18 protein-coding genes and 2 pseudogenes are annotated in these 16979 nt (G+C 33.3%); 12 read left to right on the top strand and 8 right to left on the bottom strand.

Annotation, left to right across the window (positions count from 1 at the left end; translation table 11 throughout):
- Positions 1-399: 399 nt before the first annotated feature.
- From ACOMCU_RS11785 to ACOMCU_RS11775, 3 genes and pseudogenes are all read left to right on the top strand, one after another.
- Positions 400-642, top strand: coding sequence for a hypothetical protein (locus ACOMCU_RS11785; protein WP_421050287.1), 243 nt, complete (start codon positions 400-402; stop codon positions 640-642).
- Positions 643-820: 178 nt separating this feature from the next.
- On the top strand, positions 821-1462 hold the full coding sequence (locus ACOMCU_RS11780; RefSeq protein WP_421050286.1) for a hypothetical protein: 642 nt from the start codon (positions 821-823) through the stop codon (positions 1460-1462).
- A 536-nt stretch (positions 1463-1998) separates the two neighbouring features.
- Positions 1999-2625 (top strand): annotated as a pseudogene (locus ACOMCU_RS11775) (class I SAM-dependent methyltransferase).
- Positions 2626-3087: 462 nt separating this feature from the next.
- Here the strand turns inward: ACOMCU_RS11775 and ACOMCU_RS11770 are convergent.
- Positions 3088-3531, bottom strand: coding sequence for a hypothetical protein (locus tag ACOMCU_RS11770; RefSeq protein WP_036132183.1), 444 nt, complete (start codon positions 3529-3531; stop codon positions 3088-3090).
- Entirely contained in the window at positions 3528-3833 is a 306-nt protein-coding gene (locus tag ACOMCU_RS11765) for a PadR family transcriptional regulator (RefSeq protein WP_010860990.1), read from the bottom strand. Before ACOMCU_RS11765 ends, ACOMCU_RS11770 begins: the two co-directional genes overlap by 4 nt.
- An 895-nt stretch (positions 3834-4728) precedes the next feature.
- Between ACOMCU_RS11765 and ACOMCU_RS11760 the strand changes: the two genes are divergently transcribed.
- The 4 genes and pseudogenes from ACOMCU_RS11760 (at position 4729) to ACOMCU_RS11745 (ending at position 8946) form a co-directional block, all read left to right on the top strand.
- A complete protein-coding gene (locus tag ACOMCU_RS11760) occupies positions 4729-5067 on the top strand; it encodes a hypothetical protein (RefSeq protein ID WP_010860989.1) in 339 nt (112 codons plus the stop codon).
- A 138-nt stretch (positions 5068-5205) separates the two neighbouring features.
- A pseudogene (locus tag ACOMCU_RS11755) lies at positions 5206-6379 on the top strand (hypothetical protein).
- A gap of 510 nt (positions 6380-6889) precedes the next feature.
- The gene (locus ACOMCU_RS11750; RefSeq protein WP_010860987.1) at positions 6890-7354 is read left to right on the top strand and encodes a phage holin family protein; all 465 of its coding nucleotides are present in this window, start codon (positions 6890-6892) and stop codon (positions 7352-7354) included.
- 1130 nt (positions 7355-8484) lie between these two features.
- Complete coding sequence (locus ACOMCU_RS11745; RefSeq protein WP_421050285.1) at positions 8485-8946, top strand: GNAT family N-acetyltransferase; 462 nt, start codon at positions 8485-8487, stop codon at positions 8944-8946.
- A 64-nt stretch (positions 8947-9010) separates the two neighbouring features.
- Here the strand turns inward: ACOMCU_RS11745 and ACOMCU_RS11740 are convergent, their stop codons facing one another.
- Entirely contained in the window at positions 9011-9676 is a 666-nt protein-coding gene (locus tag ACOMCU_RS11740) for a Ger(x)C family spore germination C-terminal domain-containing protein (protein ID WP_421050284.1), read from the bottom strand.
- A 33-nt stretch (positions 9677-9709) separates the two neighbouring features.
- Complete coding sequence (locus ACOMCU_RS11735; RefSeq protein WP_421050283.1) at positions 9710-10213, bottom strand: hypothetical protein; 504 nt, start codon at positions 10211-10213, stop codon at positions 9710-9712.
- A gap of 307 nt (positions 10214-10520) precedes the next feature.
- On the opposite strand from ACOMCU_RS11735, the gene ACOMCU_RS11730 reads away from it, so the two are divergent.
- Entirely contained in the window at positions 10521-11396 is an 876-nt protein-coding gene (locus ACOMCU_RS11730) for an alpha/beta fold hydrolase (protein WP_421050282.1), read from the top strand.
- 1020 nt (positions 11397-12416) lie between these two features.
- Positions 12417-13079: an MBL fold metallo-hydrolase gene (locus ACOMCU_RS11725; RefSeq protein ID WP_421050281.1), complete on the top strand. Its 663-nt coding sequence runs from the start codon at positions 12417-12419 to the stop codon at positions 13077-13079.
- Between the two features lie 450 nt (positions 13080-13529).
- On the opposite strand, the gene ACOMCU_RS11720 is transcribed toward ACOMCU_RS11725, so the two are convergent.
- On the bottom strand, positions 13530-13709 hold the full coding sequence (locus ACOMCU_RS11720) for a YjcZ family sporulation protein (RefSeq protein WP_421050280.1): 180 nt from the start codon (positions 13707-13709) through the stop codon (positions 13530-13532).
- Positions 13710-14178: 469 nt separating this feature from the next.
- Between ACOMCU_RS11720 and ACOMCU_RS11715 the strand changes: the two genes are divergently transcribed.
- The 3 genes from ACOMCU_RS11715 (at position 14179) to ACOMCU_RS11705 (ending at position 14932) form a co-directional block, all read left to right on the top strand.
- Positions 14179-14460, top strand: a complete 282-nt coding sequence (locus ACOMCU_RS11715) for a hypothetical protein (RefSeq protein WP_010860981.1) — start codon at positions 14179-14181, stop codon at positions 14458-14460.
- 122 nt (positions 14461-14582) lie between these two features.
- Entirely contained in the window at positions 14583-14744 is a 162-nt protein-coding gene (locus ACOMCU_RS11710; RefSeq protein ID WP_421050279.1) for a hypothetical protein, read from the top strand.
- Between the two features lie 2 nt (positions 14745-14746).
- Positions 14747-14932, top strand: a complete 186-nt coding sequence (locus ACOMCU_RS11705) for a hypothetical protein (protein ID WP_010860980.1) — start codon at positions 14747-14749, stop codon at positions 14930-14932.
- A 635-nt stretch (positions 14933-15567) separates the two neighbouring features.
- Here ACOMCU_RS11705 and ACOMCU_RS11700 read toward each other — a convergent pair.
- From ACOMCU_RS11700 to ACOMCU_RS11690, 3 genes are read right to left on the bottom strand one after another with little or no spacing between them, the layout of a single operon-like run.
- On the bottom strand, positions 15568-15936 hold the full coding sequence (locus ACOMCU_RS11700) for a membrane lipoprotein lipid attachment site-containing protein (protein WP_010860979.1): 369 nt from the start codon (positions 15934-15936) through the stop codon (positions 15568-15570).
- Positions 15937-15996: 60 nt separating this feature from the next.
- Positions 15997-16335, bottom strand: coding sequence for a hypothetical protein (locus ACOMCU_RS11695; RefSeq protein ID WP_421050278.1), 339 nt, complete (start codon positions 16333-16335; stop codon positions 15997-15999).
- A gap of 59 nt (positions 16336-16394) precedes the next feature.
- On the bottom strand, positions 16395-16517 hold the full coding sequence (locus ACOMCU_RS11690) for a hypothetical protein (RefSeq protein ID WP_421050277.1): 123 nt from the start codon (positions 16515-16517) through the stop codon (positions 16395-16397).
- Positions 16518-16979 lie beyond the last annotated feature (462 nt).

Raw genomic sequence — 16979 nt, 5'->3', positions numbered from 1 at the left:
CTAAAATCAGGTAACTTTATAAAAAGTTTGAGAAAATTAAATAAATTGGCTGCACCGTTAGTTGAATAACTGATTAATTAGTTGTTTGGTATAGTGTAACGCTTTCACAAATATTAGTATATAATTATGGTGAGATTGCAGTAGCACATCATTAATTTGGTGTGCTTTTTTGACAGCATAATATTTTTATCGAAAAAGTATAGGTAACAATCTATAATTAATTAAGAATAAATAGAACAAAAGGAGAAATAAGTAAATAAAGAAAATGGGCATGTACATTGGTATAACGGTTATAGGTATAATAGCTGTATTCACAGGTAATTTACTTTTTACTGAATATCAATCGTACAAGTTTGAAAAGGAAATAGAGAAATTAGAAGAAGAACAAGAAAAAAAGAAATGGCAGAAGCAAAGGAATATGCTATGGAGAATGTTAAGTTTGGTAAACCTATAATTATGGAAAATGAAGATAAATGGGAACTAAAGATTTCTAATCGGGGGAATCAATATATCTATGGCTATTTCAAAGTTGAAATGTTTGATGAAAATGGAAATGAGGTTTTGAGTGAATTTGTAAATATTTCTTCGAGGCAACTACTTCCTTATGGAGAATTTATTTATAAGGGGGATATTGATAAATAATATAAAGACAAAGTTTATAATTACAAAATTAATAATGCTGAATTATATGCTAGTGAATAATAGCCATTTGGATAAATACATTGTTATTTTGGTGGAATTATTTCTTGTTGCCACAGTACGGTCATAATACATATTCCTCATATATAATTAATCAATTGGTAATATATGCTACAATTAAATGCACACTTATATAGAGGGGGAAAAGTTTTTGTTACACATATCCAAAAAAGTTGGAATAATAAGCTGGGTTGCTACTTGTTTGTATTTTGTGATTGAACCATTTTTTATTATGACTTCAATTGCCCCTTATAACATTATGAACCAAGCTATGAGTGATCTTGGAGTGACATCATGTGGTAATTACACGTATTCAATTGCACCTCACGAAATTTGTTCCCCTTTTCATTTTTGGATGAATGTATTGTTTATAGTAAATGGCTTAACATTTTCTGTTGGTGTTTTGTATCTTTCGCAGAACCTAACGAAGACCTGGTTAAACAAATCGGCAACAGTATTTATTCTCATTTTTGCTTTAGGAAATATTGTATCCGGTTTTATACCAGCTAACATCGATTTATTTTGGCATTCTATAGTAGCACAAGTAGGCATGATTACCGTTTTATTTGGACTGTGGATTTATGCAAAATCATTAACTAAAGGTAAGCGATGGACCTATTTTAATTTGTTTGTACTTATAACTATTCTTATCCTTATCGTTCTATTGTTTTTCTTTCCTTTGCCAGCAGGTTTATTACAAAGACTGTTTTATGGCGTGATTTTCTTGTGGGGTACTGTGTTAACAATTCTCTTAAGTGATTAATTTCTTAGAAATCTGCATATCAATTAAGCCCTTAAAAAGATATTGAAGAATTACATTTAAGTTCATCAAAATAAATAACCAGGTACTCAATTATGATATGCTCCCCATTAGGTAGACAGATTAAGAAATAAAAATCTGTTATCTAAGGGGAGTATTTTTTATGGTTCGAATTAAGCATCCAGTTGAGTTGAAATTAAAAATTCTTCATCTACTAAAGCAGGGGCATTTTTCTATCTGTTAATTATGTAAGCAATATGAAGACGTTGGCGAAATCGTCTTGAAATGAAAGGCGAAGAAGCGTTGAAAGATTTGAAGTCATGGAAGAAGTATCGAAGGAAAAATGGTAAATTTAACAATGAGATTGACTGATACAAGAACTGAGTAGTAGCTTCATAGAATCGTAGACCTATGATGTTGAGGCGGAAGTTAATGATTATTACTAATGAAGAAAGAAATAATGGCTTTGATATGATTGTTTTATAATATAAAACTCAAACACAAACACAAACGCCAAGCAACATAGTAGCCCAAGAGATATGACGGAATTCTGGGAATCGAGTTTTATAGAAAAACAAACGATGTGGGAATTTGATGATACACACTCCGCAATCTTAACAAAGGACTTTTTCCTTGAAAGGAATGTTAAGGATATACTTGTATCAGGTATTGGATATGGTAGGAATGCAAAGGTTTTTATTGGCAATGGAATAAATGTTACAGGTATGGAGATTTCAAAAACTGCGATTGATTTGGCGAGGCAAAATGGGCTTAATACTAGTATTTTTAATGGTTCAGTAACTGACATGCCGTTTGATAACAAACTCTATGACGGTATATTTTGCTATGCACTTATTCACTTATTGAATAATCGTGAGAGAAATAAGTTTATTAAAGATTGCTATAATAGTTAAAGCCAAATGGATATATGATTTTTACAACTGTTTCAAAAAAAGCCCCAATGTTTGGTAAGGGTAAACAATTGGATAAAGACTATTTCTAGATAATGGAAGGTAAAAATGTTTTTTTTTGATTCTGACTCCATAAAACAAGAATTTGGAAAATATGGACTGGTAGAGTTTTCAGAAATTGACGAGCCAAGTAAGAACATCAAAAATAAACCTCCAATAAAATTTATAGTTGTAAAATGTAAGAAAGAATTATAAAGATCATCATACAAAAAGTTTATAACAGTGAATTGTTAGGAGATAGGATGGATATGCTAAGGCTCTCCTAAAATTATAGGAAGCTTTTTTTATGTAACAATCTTAGTAGCATTCCTGTAATAAATGAGTGGAAAAAAGTGAAAAAAAAACAAGTTTGTGAATAAATCTACTTAAACTAAACCAGCTAATAAAATGCCAAGGAAAACATTTTAAATCGAACTTATGTTTCAGCATTGGATGCTCCAGGAGAAAACATTCCTTTAATCATACAGGTGAAGTTATTTATTAGAAAAAACTTCCCTAAACAGCAAAGACCAGCAAGCTAATTTAGTCGAGCTGGTCATTTTTTCAGGAACATTAGTTTTAAAATTAAAACAAAAGAATTTTCATAATAGAAATAAAATGTATATTTTCAGAAAAATTAGAAATTACGTGCGCATATATTTGAATCACTTAATTGAGTTAGTTTGCTAGTACCAAAAATACTATAAAACTCAGCCCATATAAGCCCATAAAACTGACAGCAATTTTCGATAATTTTGTTTTGACTGAGAAAGATCTTTGAATGCCAGCCTTAAAAAGATCTACAATGAAAATAGATACTGCTACAAAAAACGATACCATAGCAATGATTAATGCAACTTGTTCCATTAAAATAACCTCCCGTAATGATATATATTGCAGAATAATAAGTATATTAAGCAAACCAACAAGCAATAATACGTTGCTCATACGAATACCATAAACTTCTCGTTTATTTATTTCGTTCATCCAAGCATCAACTATACCTCTCAGTAAATCAATAGTCATGAAGAATGTCCAATCTGTTTGTTCTAGTAGATCTGTTATTTCATCGCCATATCGTTTTCTCCAACTTCTTGGATACAAATAGATCAACCACTTCATATGAGCCCAAGCCTTTTTGCGCCCAATGCAGTTATTTCTTGAATTTCTTTAATTTGGTTACTTAAATATTCACGTCCTGCATCTGTTAGCTTGTAAGGCTTTTTACGATCATTTGATTCAAGCACTTGGATAAAACCTGCTTTTTCTAAACGTGTAATTGCTCCATATAAAGTCCCAGCACCTAATTTAATATTATAATTCTTTTCTATATCTTCCATAATTGCGTAGCCATGACAATTTTTCTCCGCGAGACTAATTAAAACAAACAATGAGGGCTCTGAAAATCTATCTTTCTTTTTCATACAATACCTCCTTTTCTAATTTTATTACGTTTGGCGATATAACGTATAACGTAATAGTAATTGTTATATTGAATTAATGCAATAGTTAGATCATAAAAATGCAGAATATTTTTGAACCTGGTATTTTTTTATTGTTAAACAAAGAATATTTGTTCTTTAATGATATAAAAAGAACGAATGTTTCTATTGATGGCGTGTAGTTATTGAAAGTGCAATTGATTATAGAAATGCAGCGTAATCAATTTCTAAACATGATGTATGTATGGAGATTCGTTTTTCAAGCGTTTTGTTTTACAAGATATATGAAGCGTACTTTTACTATACAATAATGTTTTGCAATTATTTCAACCCTTCATAGAGAACGTAAAGTTATATGATTAATGGAGAACAACGCAAGCTATTACATGAATTTTTAATATTGACTTTAGCTATACAATCGTTGCAATGTAATTATGAAGTCATTGAAAACTTAAAATGAGCAAGGTTTATCTACCGGTTCTAAACGGTTATTAAAAAGCTATTCGCGACGATTATTTCAACCTTAAAAGTGTGCTGGCTAAAAAAAAATAACGATCGTTAAATGGGAAAAGGTTAGTGAGTATTTAGTGATTTGAAGTTCACAAGTCCGGGCAATGAGTATGTGTTTCGTTATGCAAATTTAGCCTTGAAAACACAGGTGGAAGAAATATTAATGAGTAGGCAAATGAATAAATGAAAAATAAAACACATCTAAAGAAATCTTATTCACAATAATTATTTATTGTTTTACGATAAAATATGATTGACTTAAAATATATTTTTGTTTATTATATCGATATTAAGTTAAGGAGGTCTTTTTGAAAAAAAAATTAACAAGTTGGTTGAAATTTAGATTAGAATGGAGAAATGAATGTTCATGAAAACGAAATTATCAAGATTCTTTTTTGTATTTGGTAGTGCTGTGTTATTGGTTATGGCTGCATGGATGTATGCTATTATGGATTTTGGTACGCCAGATGAATTCAGTAAAGAAGCATGGCCAAAGACAAAAGAATCAGCTGAACTAGCAACTATTGAACACTTTAAAAAAGAAAAAAATGTTGATGTTGTGATTAATGAAATTAGTTATTCAGGAGAGTATGCGACACCTGAAATATATATAGAGGGATATGTTACTGGAAATGAGCAGAAGAAAATCTCCGCTACTGTAAATTCTTCTGAAAATTATCAAGTTGAAATTACATCGGAAAACTAAGAATTATTACCTTCCAATTTAGACTCATGGATGAGAAGGATATTATGTACATAAAAAACACATTACTAATCTTAGCTCAAAGAAGAGGTAATGTTATTTATGTTATCTATTAAGGGGGATTACACAAAGGAGATTAGTATGAAAAGATTTTTAAAAAATATTTTTGGCTCTATTAATAATTTTTGTAGTGATTATTTTAGTTAACATCATCTTCAATAAGAATTATCATACGAAGTTTGTCTCGTTGGACGAAACGGATCAACGAATGTTACAAGAGTTATCAACCATATATAAAAACTTTGAAGATTCTAGCGAAAAGCTTTGGAATCAAGAGTATCATTTTGAAAAAAAACCTTTAATTCTTATACGTACGAATAAAGATGGTGGAATTATACGGAAACAAGTCTATGCCTTAAATGGGAAAGAAATGGAAAATAATATATTTGCAAAAGAGATTCAAGTCCCAAAATCCTTACATTTACCTAAGGTATATCGCCTTAGCAGTTTTGACCTTAGAACTATTTCTACATGGATTTCTTGGAATTTTGGGGAATTAAATATAAAAGATACTGATGTGTTTTATTTGAAATACTATCCTAAAATGTTTGAAAATCCAGAAGTATACTTAGATTTTTCTTCTTTTTTATTACATGAGTCTTTTCATGCTTATAAACAAAAAAGTTGGACATATGATGCAAAGGGTGGAGAGTCTATTAATGATTATCCTGTAAATAAAGGAAATTATGCGTTAATGGGATTGGAATTTAAGCTATTAGATAGGGCGATGGAAAATAATAATCCAGAAACTTTAAAACAAGTGTTACATGATTGGACCATTGTGCGTAATTATCGCTACAAAAAATGGCCGCAACTAGTTGGTGAAACAAATGCAGAAGCGATGGAAGGTTCTGCACGATATTTAGAATATCGTTATAGCAAATTAACAGGTGGGACCCTTACGGTACTTGCAAAGAAAGAAGAACCTTATCATGTTACTTTTATGGAAGCTTTCAATTTCATTGCTAACGGACAGGCAGAATCTCCGAGCTTCTTAGAAAGAAATATACGATATGAGACTGGCTCAGCTCTTGAATTAATAATGGATAAAGCAAATATTCCATGGAAAGAAGCCATTGAAGATAGTTCAACTAAACGAGGGAAGACACAATACGAAATTTTAAACGATTACTTTAAAATAAATGATTCTTCTATATTTGAAAGCAGAATGAATGAAATTAAATTGAACAACGATTATGAATCCCTTTTAGAACAAGGGGAAAAATTGGTGAAAATCAGTAGTACTGTGGAGTAGTCAATAAAATGTAATAAAGGTTACTCCCTCCCACCTGAAAACTGTAGGCTAAATTTAAATTGCACCTCCATAAAGAATAAGTCTTTTGCCTTCCACAATTATCTGTGGAGGGTTTTTATTATGCGAAAAAAAGAAGTGATGTAATAGAAAAAGAGATAGTAGCCGCAAGTGGAGGGATCGTACGTTCATCTCCTATTGTGTGGACGACTTAGAAATGGCTGTCACTGTTTTAATAGGCTTCATAGCTATAAGAATTATGGAACGATATCGTAAATCCAAATTTAAGCAGCCGTGATGGATTACATGGCATTATTCTAAAAAATTATTACTTAATGTTAGTTGGTTCGGTGTATTTGTTGGAGCTCTTTGCTCCAGGAATTGAATATGCTAGAGATGGGAGCGGTTATTTAGAAACAAAAACAAATGAATTTGACGAAAAATTTAGTAGATTTTTAGACCCTCCACAGATGATTGTGGAGGGTTTTATTATACGAGAAGGTGGGTGTTAATATGGAAACAAATACGCTTTGGGCATCAGTTATCGGCGGTATTACTGCATGGATTATATATTTAATTGGCGGTGTTGATGAATTGATAAGAGCTTTAACAATTTTAATGGCTATCGATTTCACATTAGGTTTAATGGTAGCTTGGTTAATTAAAGACGTAGATTCACGTAAGGCTTTTAAGGGGCTTTTGAAAAAGACAGCAATGATATTAATGGTCGTAGCAGCAGTGCAATTGGATAACGCTACAGAGAGTGGTGATTTTATGCGTAATGCTATGATTCTATTTCTAATCGGTATGGAAGGAATCAGCATGGTAGAAAACCTTGGTCACTTGGGTATTAAGGTACCCCGATTTTTGCAGAACGCATTTACACAATTAAAAAATAATAATGAAGATAAATCGAAAGATGGTGAGGATAAACCAAAAGATAATGAAGATAAACTGAAAGACGGTGAAGATAAATGACAAGCGTAACAACATGCGGAGACTTAGAGAGTTTTTTTCACCAGCACAAATAGCATGTCGATTGCTATTCCAAGAGTGATACAAAGGGTTTCCGCAACATCTTCATCATGGAATTGTATCGCTCGAAAACGCGACAAAGGTACTATTTCAGGGGAGAACTAGACCAAGGCAAATGGTCTCTTGGACATTAAATAGCAATCCTAAATCGAGTTTAGTGTGGGATATTGCAGTAGGTCCCTATAATCTTTATATGATATAGCGACACTTATTCGAGTAGGGCTATTGCACGTAAACTAGGCAATTACATGGGGCTGTGATTTTTGGGTAAGTAAAAGCTAATAGGTTAATGCCAAAGATATACAAGTTAGAAGGGAAAATAACTGTTCCTAGTAATAGCAAAGGACAAGTTCAATTCATTGTGGAAGACTAAAAGGAAGAAATCACAGTGATTGGATTATATATTACTTTTCAGCAAATAAGATCATCTAAATAGACAAAAACCGCCAGCCACTGTTAATAATTATTGTGGAAGGCGTTTTTTTATTCAGTATCTTAATATCTTTAAATGTGAAATGTTTGCTGCCGTAACTAAAAGTAAAAGTAGCAGTATCAGTATCTCCATCAACTAAGGATGGCTTAATGTGTGATTAGTTATCTGTTTCCTTATCTAGGCGCAGCAAAAAGTTCACCTAAATTTTTTATATCCATTGCAATCATTATTTCTCTAGTGCATCCTTTGGTTACATCTTCACTTTATTATTAGTAATTTCACTAATCAAACGTGTTGTAAGCGTTATTTGTTCAGCTAAATCCTTCTGACTCATATCCCTTTAGGCAAGTAACACTTTAACCTTGATTTGAGAAAGAAGCTGGTGTAGAAGATTATGAAGATTTATTTGCGATAGATAGTAGTGCTTATGAAGACAGTATCAAGGAACGTATTGAGAGACTACGAGATGAAACAAGTAGTTAAATATCGAGTTAAACCAATCAAAAGCGGAGGTATGTTAGAGGTTGAGGTATATCCTTTGTGGTGAACGGTAAAAGAGGGCAAAGACCAATTACAGGTATAATTATGAGGGATTTTGAAAAAATGTTAAGGTTGAAACATAGAATAGGAGGAAAATAAATTGATTACATTAAAACCTATGAACCAAGAGGAGTTCAAGCAATATATCAGTTATGCAATTGAAGACTATGCAAAAGACAAGATCGCTTCTGGAAATTGGAGTGAAGATGAAGCGATTGACTTGTCGAAGAAATCATTTGATCAACTGCTACCAAAAGATGAGAAGACCAAGAATAATCATTTATTCTCTATCTTTCACAATGATATCTTAGTTGGGATGATTTGGATTTCACAAAAAGCTACAAATCCTAATGAAGGTTTTATTTATGATTTTGTGATTTTTGAACAATATCAAGGGCAGGGGTATGGCAAGAAAGCAATGAAAGAAGCTGAAACTATTGCTAAAGAATTAGGTATGAATAAAATTGGTTTAAACGTTTTTGGTCATAACAAAATTGCACGCGGCTTATATGAAAAAATGGGTTATGAAATTACGAATATAACAATGGCTAAAAAAATTTGATAATGTAACACCAAAGCCCAGGTACTCAATTAATTTTGAGCGCCTGGTCATTTTTATTTAATAATTACTCTTCAATTGTTTCAGAAAATGTTTTTCTTCCTGGGTTTATTTTATCGACATGAATAGTTATTTTATCGACATGAATAGTTATTTTATCGACATGAATAGTTATTTTATTGATAGAATCTTCAGTCAATGGAATTTTCCCTTCATTCTCTATTTTTTTCCACGCTTTTACATTGTTTCGATAGAGGTATTCTGACAAGCGATAAATATCAACGTCCAATTTAAGTCCTTCTTCATAGGTTTCTTTCACTTCTTTTTTTACCTGTTTTATAACATTTTTTCTTATTTCGTCAGATGAAATTTTTCCTTTGAAACCATTAATTGTGGCATTTACTTTAATTTCAATTTCAAACTTCACTTGATCATTGCCTTCTACAATTGGTTTAACATGTACCTTTATTTTATCTAAATCCACTGTTAAATAATCTCTCTCATTGCCGTCTAATTTAAAGGTAATTTCTCCGCGATTTGTCTCGTTATGCATCCATTGAATACCTCTTGTTGTGGAATCTTTAATAAAGCCTTTAAAACCATCTTTTGAAAGTACTCCAACACCTTCGAAAGCAGTCTCCTCAGGTACTTCGTCAATGGTTTCCCATTCTTTTTTGATTGTAACGTAAGGTATGCTAACCTCATGGTTTGGCTCATTTAATCCAATAAGCAAATCCCTCAAGTTTATAGGTTCTATAAAAGATTCTTACTCTGTGGTATTCATAGGGTTACTTAATTTAGATGCGGCAAGGGAACTCCGCAAAATTGGTGTTACAAGAAGTACATCTTTAATAGGGTCCTTTGTAGAATACACCCAGACCTGATATCTTGTCTCTCTAAAACGTATAAACGTATCGATGACAGGAATAGCACGTTCATTTTCTAAAGCACGTTCTGAAAAAATAATATATCTCAAATGTCCCCAGAAAATTTCCTGATCAATGGAGCGATATAACTTGTAAATAGCTTCTTCAAGCGTTTTTCCTTGGGCATAGCCAACCTCAGCTGGTGTAACATTTCCACTAGGTTGTTCTGATTTAGCTAGATCGGCAAAATTAATAATTTGTAAGTAGGCTTTATACTGATTATCTTCAAAATCTACACCTACAGCGTTAATATAGTACAATCTTTGTGGTTCTGTAACGTCCCAACAACCAGCAAGTAGTAATGTAAAAGTTAGACATATTATTAATAGAGTTTTTTCTTTCATTTTTTATCCCTACTTTTAGAAGTTCGTGTACAATCTTGAAGAGCAGATGCTATATCTTTTGCATTTTTAGTTTAGACAAAAAGTGAGAGATTTATAAGTAACGGCAACTCCTCCCTTTGCTATACTAATCAAGCTTTAAAAACTCAGGTGGAAGAACTATTAATAAGTAAGCAAATGAATAAATCACAAAACCAGGTATTCAATTAATTTTGAACCTGGTCTTTTTCGGCGGATCGAGTGTGGGAACCTCTCAAAAGCAGTGAGCATAAGCTGATAATATATGTCGATTTGAAAGGACGTCTTGTACATGTTTCCTTATCACCAAGAAATTCATCAATTTCCCTATCCCGATTACAGGTTTATGCCCCGCGGGTATTATTACTCCCCTTATTATGAAGGGTGGAATGATGCCCTCGAATCGGATGAAAGGTGCTGTTTACCTGCACAGCAACGGCATACATTCGTGCTTGTGCATGGTTCTTGGGCTGACGCTCACTTTTGGGACGGTGTAGCGGCGATGCTGCGCTGTCGAGGGCATGTCGTTTATACGCCGGAATACGCAGGTCACGGCAAAGATCCGAACAAAAATGTCACGCATGCGATGATTACGAAGTCCGTCGTCGATTTTATAACGAAATTGAACCTACGCAATTTTGTTCTCGTCGGGCATAGCTTCGGCGGAACAGTCATCCAAAAGGTTGCAGAACAGGTACCGGATCGCATAAAGCGCCTTGTCTTCTGGGACGCGTTTGTACTGAAAGACGGCGAATCAGTTGCCGACGCGTTCCCGCCCCAAATGAGGCAAGGGTTCGAGCAGCTCAGAGCCGCCTCGAAGGACGATACGATCATGCTTCCATTTCCGTTGTTTCGAGATTCGTTCGTCAATACGGCCACTTTGGAGGAAGCCAAACAGATGTATACGAACGTCACTCCGGAACCGGCTAAGCCTCTTTTCGAAAAGCTGGATCTGAAAGCGTTCTACGCGCTACCTATGCCCAAAAGCTATGTTTATTTCTACCAAGACAACGCATTGCCACAAGGAGAGGGCTACGGCTGGCATCCAAATATGTCCAGACGGCTTGGCCAGTTCCGCCTGATCGTCGGTGACGGCGACCATTTTACGGACACGCGTACAAGACCGGCAATGGTGGCAAAGAAATTTTATGAGGCGGGCCGGGACTGATGAGTTGTAAGAGCATTTTATTGTGTGGCTAGAGCAAGATAGATTCATAATCCACCTAGATTTGGGAATTGATCGAACAGGAAACAAGAGGTATATAACAAAGCCAACCTTTGCAAGGTTCCTCATTGAGTATAGTATCTAATTAACTAACACTTAAAATCTTTCCAAATACTCAATATAGAATGAACGGAAGTAGCAGGAACTAGTCAGCGATTATAAGCAAGATTAAGTCAACGGAGTGCTTTGGTTGAATAATCTGAAAAGACTACTTCAGCAGGGGTGGTTTTTGTATGTGGTGGTTTAATTGTAAACAAGAAATAGACGAAATTAGAAAATTGCCTGGAATGGTAAAGAGGTTTTATTGTACGGAGTTAATCAGAATAGTTACTGTTCGGTTTTAGGGTGTTTTATTGATGGATTGGAGCATTATCTAATAGAAAAATCAGGGAAGTCTTATTTTATTAAACGTTTTTAATATAAATTTAATAATGTGCATTGCCTTCCACAATCATCTGCGGAGGGCTTTTAGTATGCAAAAAAGGAAGTGTTCAAATGTAGAAATGGATTGCTGCAGTTAGTGGGTTAATTGGTACATTAGTGTCCTATTCGGTGGATGGTTAGGAAAGGCAGTAACCGTATTTATTGCACAGGATGTTTATTTGAGTTTTGCAACAAATAGTAGTATCTTTTAATTAATCGGCAGGCAGTTTTTAGCAGCAGTTTATGGAACTTTCTTCATGAAGTAAAATAACAGAAAGCTAAATAGTGATTATTTAATTTTGTTCAGTAATCGGCCACATTGTTGAAGATCGGCAGAAACTTTTGAGAAGGAAGCAGTAGTTAGTATTATGTTTGTATTATTCAATTAACGTGTAGGTGATTGTGATAATGAATAATTATTGATAGTACGTAATAATAGTATATTACACGTACAATGTTAGCTATATTCTTTCAACTTCTTGTGTAACCAAACCCATTCTTTGACATCAATAAAATCTAATTATGAAGGAGACTAAAGTTATGGAAATATCTAAGGGTGTTGAAATGCTCCATCTTGAATTTCTTGGGAATATTATTCATCCAATTCTTTTATGGGATCAAGAAATGGCTGTTTTAATAGACACTGGATTCCCTGGACAAATTGAAGATTTACGTGTGGCAATGGAAAAGGTAGGCGTATCGTTCGACAAACTAAGAGTTGTGATTTTGACGCATCAGGATATAGATCATATAGGTAGTTTACCTGAAATATTACAAGAGTGTGGAAGTAATATTAGAGTATATGCTCACGATTTAGATAAGCCTTATATTCAAGGGGATTTAACTCTTTTGAAAGACGGTCACCTAGAGAATCCACCAAAGGGCAAAGTGGACGATACATTGAAAGACGGTCAAGAATTGCCGTATTGCGGTGGCATTCGTATCATCCATACTCCCGGCCATACTCCCGGCCATATCAGCCTATATTTGAAACAAAGTAAAACACTGATTGCCGGGGATTCGATGTACAGTGTAAACGGAATAATTGAGGGAATTCATGCCCCGACAGTCCTGGATATAAAAGAAGCTCGACTTTCTTTGAAAAAATACCTAGAACTCGACATTGAATCTGTGGTTTGTTACCACGGAGGATTGAGTAAGCTAAATATTAATGATCAGATTCAAAAAGTAATTTCATATTAAAACTCAGATCTTTCTTCAGTTATCCGGCGCTTTAGTCAAATAATCCATAAAAAGGCCACTCCGTGTGAACTGCATCCCAAGTAGTCATGCTGAATATTTCTATTAATATTTTCGATTCGTTCAGAGGTGAATAACTGCTTTTGTCTGTGTGTAGATTGCTTCAAGGATGGATGGTGCTAATTCACGTAAAAAAGCTAATTCTAATACACGCGAGTATGGAGCAGGGGAAAAGAGGGAGATAACTTCAAAGTCTTTATTGAAAAACAACAAAAAAGGGTCACCAGGCTGGGAGCGACCCTTTGGTCATAATAGGAGTGTATAAGGCTGGTAGATTAGCATTATACTGCTATTATGATAGTTTGCAGAAGGGATGATGGAGATTATTGATTGTTGCCAATAATGAAGGTGCTTACCTTCTTTTTATTTTCGTACACTTAAAAACAGTAAATATTAATAATCTTTTTGCATGAAAGTTGCGCCGACAATAATTAGTAGAATGAATAGAACTACGATTAAAACGAATGTTGAACTATTATCCTTACCATAGTCCATGCAATAACCCTTGCCATAGTCATTACCATAGCCTCCGCAACAACTATTATAATTACCTACATTTCCAAAGTATCCCATGAAAATCACTCCTTTCTTCAATTCATAATATGTATAGTCGTTGAAAGGAAAGGGGGCATTTATCCAATCAATAGCTCCTTTCGTTTTAGAAATTCAAAAATTAACAAAGTTAAGTTTGAGGAATAAGACAAAAAAGGTCACTTGTATGGAAGTGATACTGAATCGGAAGCCGCCAGATTAAAGGAGAGAATAAAAGTCATCGAATATGAGCTTACACATAAAATAAACGTTTACGAAAGCACACTAATACATTCCAAAGGATTGAGCATCAAATCGTTAATAAACGTAATATAGGAATGACTCACAAATGATTTATGTTACGTAGGATACATCAACCGTTTTTTGTACGTGTGTTCTGGAAACAAGCGTTTGAGGCTACTAAATTGGCAGTCTCTTTTCTGTTATATTTTTATTCAGGTTACATATAATACCATTATGGTTATAATTAGTGTGGATGGAGGCGAAGTAGATGGAAACAAAAGCACAAATTAATTTGATCGATCAAGTAAAAAATACAATCAGTAATAACGGACAATCAATCGAAAAACGTCTTGAAGAAAAGCACAAAGGATTTGAGAAGGGTTGGAAGATGGATGGAAACGAAGTTGTGTTTTGGGTAAGTCCAACAGTGAGACTTAGTGATTACACAGGAAACATATTGAATGAATTTAGGTTCATTATAAGTTTTGACGAAGAACAAAATAAGTTTTCTATATCAGGTAAAAGTGTTAAGGCTCAAAATTTATTATAAATAATTATGTCACATCTAACCAGGTGTGGCTTTTAATTATGCATTTAACTATTAATTGTGTAGGGATGAGGAATAGTGAACCGAAAAAAGTATTAATAATTCGATGATTAAGATTACGTGAAATGGCAAAGTATGCTGAGACATTATTCAATGAGTTATGTATGATTAATAAATCATTTACACAAAATGATTTAAGATTAGCAAATGGATTAAAGCCTATTAAGATTGGCAATGTACATTTAGAAAAGAAAGTGATTTGCCTGTGCTTAGAAGGGAGCGAATAAATATGAAGTTAGCAATCGATTTATTACAAGAATCAAAAAAAACAAAGTTATTTGATTTAGAAAACATTCATAGTGAAACGGAAAAATGTAATAATCAACTTTCAAAATTGAACAAGAAGAAAGAAAAGCTTGAAAGTGAGATAACTGAGATAGATAAGGCTATAGCTAAGCTTGAAGGAAGTAAGTAACATGGAAGCAATAGACACTAAGTGGAATAAGCTATGTGTTCATATCTTCTATGTCAGATACCTAAAGAAAGATAAAGGCATCACTTTCAAGCAGACATACTTCAAAGGGCGCGCATGAGGGGGAGGGCACGATGCCTTTACAGAGAGCGTGCGATTATATGATAAATGGGGAACAACAACGAAAGCTTTTACATGAATTTGTGATAGTAGACCTAGCAACAAAATCATTTTAACGTGATGATGATGTCATCCAAAATTTAAAGATGAAAAACGTTTATTTACCGAGATTGGATGGAATATTAAACGATTATTTCAACCTTACAAGGGTACTGGGAAATAAATGCTTGTAATGAATAAAAAAGAGCAGAATTAAACATCTTCCTTCTACCTTCTTCTAAAACACAGGTAGAAAAATTACTAATAGGTATCCAAAGATTATGCGCTTATTTATAGAGTGAGTACTGATATTATCCCCTTTGAGGTTGACCAATACCGCCGGGCCATTTAAGCGTTCCTATTGACTTATGGTGCCATAATAAAAGGGCTTGCACGTATGATTTTCATAAGTACAAGCCATTAAATTGATGTGTAATGAGATAACGTTTTGATTGTTGAAAAGGGGTATAATAGCCTCCTTATATACCTGTTACACTATCAATCGTTGTAGATTTACCATTAATGCGAATATCAATCGTATCAAGGTTAGGATCTAACGTTAATTTATAGACATGCTGTTCTATTGCATTATCTTGTTGATTCGTAACATCTAACTTTACTATTAATGTGTCACCTTGCGTTTCAAGGTCTGTTGTAACTGTTCCTTTTGACCGAAAAACGATATAAGAAATATTTTCACCTTCATTGATGATTTGAAGTGTATTTTTTTCATCAATTGCTTTTTGCACTTTATTTGGAACAATCTCAATTTCACTAATACTTAACGTTGATGAATTACATGCTGTTAATATAAATACTGCCAAAAATACTAAAAGAAATTTCTTCAATCCATTGACCTCCTTAACTGTCCATTTCTCTTGAAGATAAAGCCCTGTGTCACGAAATTGCTATGGACCACAAATTGAGAAACAAGTGTGCTCCTCGAAATTTTTTTGTACCCAACGATCTATTGTGTTAAAAAATCGAAGGAATTCGATGTTCACTGAATTATTTAAAGAACATGCCTTAAAAGTGATTTGATTCCATTGTTCAGGGGTAATTGAGTTTGGACCAAAGTAATTAAAATTAGGTAAAACCTCATCAATATATAAATGTAAAAAATCAAAAGCATCTTCTGTTAAAAAAATCGAAGATTCATGCCAATGTTCATTTTTAAAATCACTTCGCATAAATTCAAAAACATCACCCTTGCCATTTAAATTTTCTAAAGTAATTATTTTAATCATTTATTCCTCCAGCGTATGGTTTCGGGTGAAAAATAATAAAAAGCCCTCGTTTGAGTGACTTATTCTATGATAGTTGCAATAAGTGTTGGGGCACCTAATTCATCTTTTCCATCGAATGTTCCGTAAACAATTACTTCAGTGTCCATGTCATCTTTTAGAGTAAGATTAACAACGGAAAACATATTATGACCTGATATTACCATTTTAGGAAACTTAGAGATAAAAGTACATATAAAAAACCACGATTTTTATACAAATGTCATTTATTAAACATAAAAATATACGCTTAATTGAATTTCTTGTTTATGTATAGTAGTACCAAAATAAAAACCCGGAATTAATATTCCGGGTTTGATTACCACTTACATTTATTCCTCCATGACACACTGCCTCGCTTCCGTATTGGATCTTAAGATTATCCTAAGACAACAGTACTTTAGCTTTATTCAGTATTGATGGTCCTTCTGAGCTATCGATCAATCGTACTCATCGGGTTAACCCTCCTAGTCACATTGGATTCGAAGTGAAATCTTTAATAGTATAGAGCAATTGATTATTTTTTATACACATTATTTTTTGTAAAATAAAAGTTTTCGCTATTTGGAATAAATAACATACAAAAATTAAAGAAATTCCAATTATTA

Source organism: Lysinibacillus sp. UGB7 (genome assembly GCF_049058285.1).
Lineage (GTDB): Bacteria > Bacillota > Bacilli > Bacillales_A > Planococcaceae > Lysinibacillus > Lysinibacillus sphaericus_B.
The sequence above is the reverse complement of the archived record's forward strand: the minus strand, read 5'-3'. Positions and strand labels throughout refer to the sequence as shown.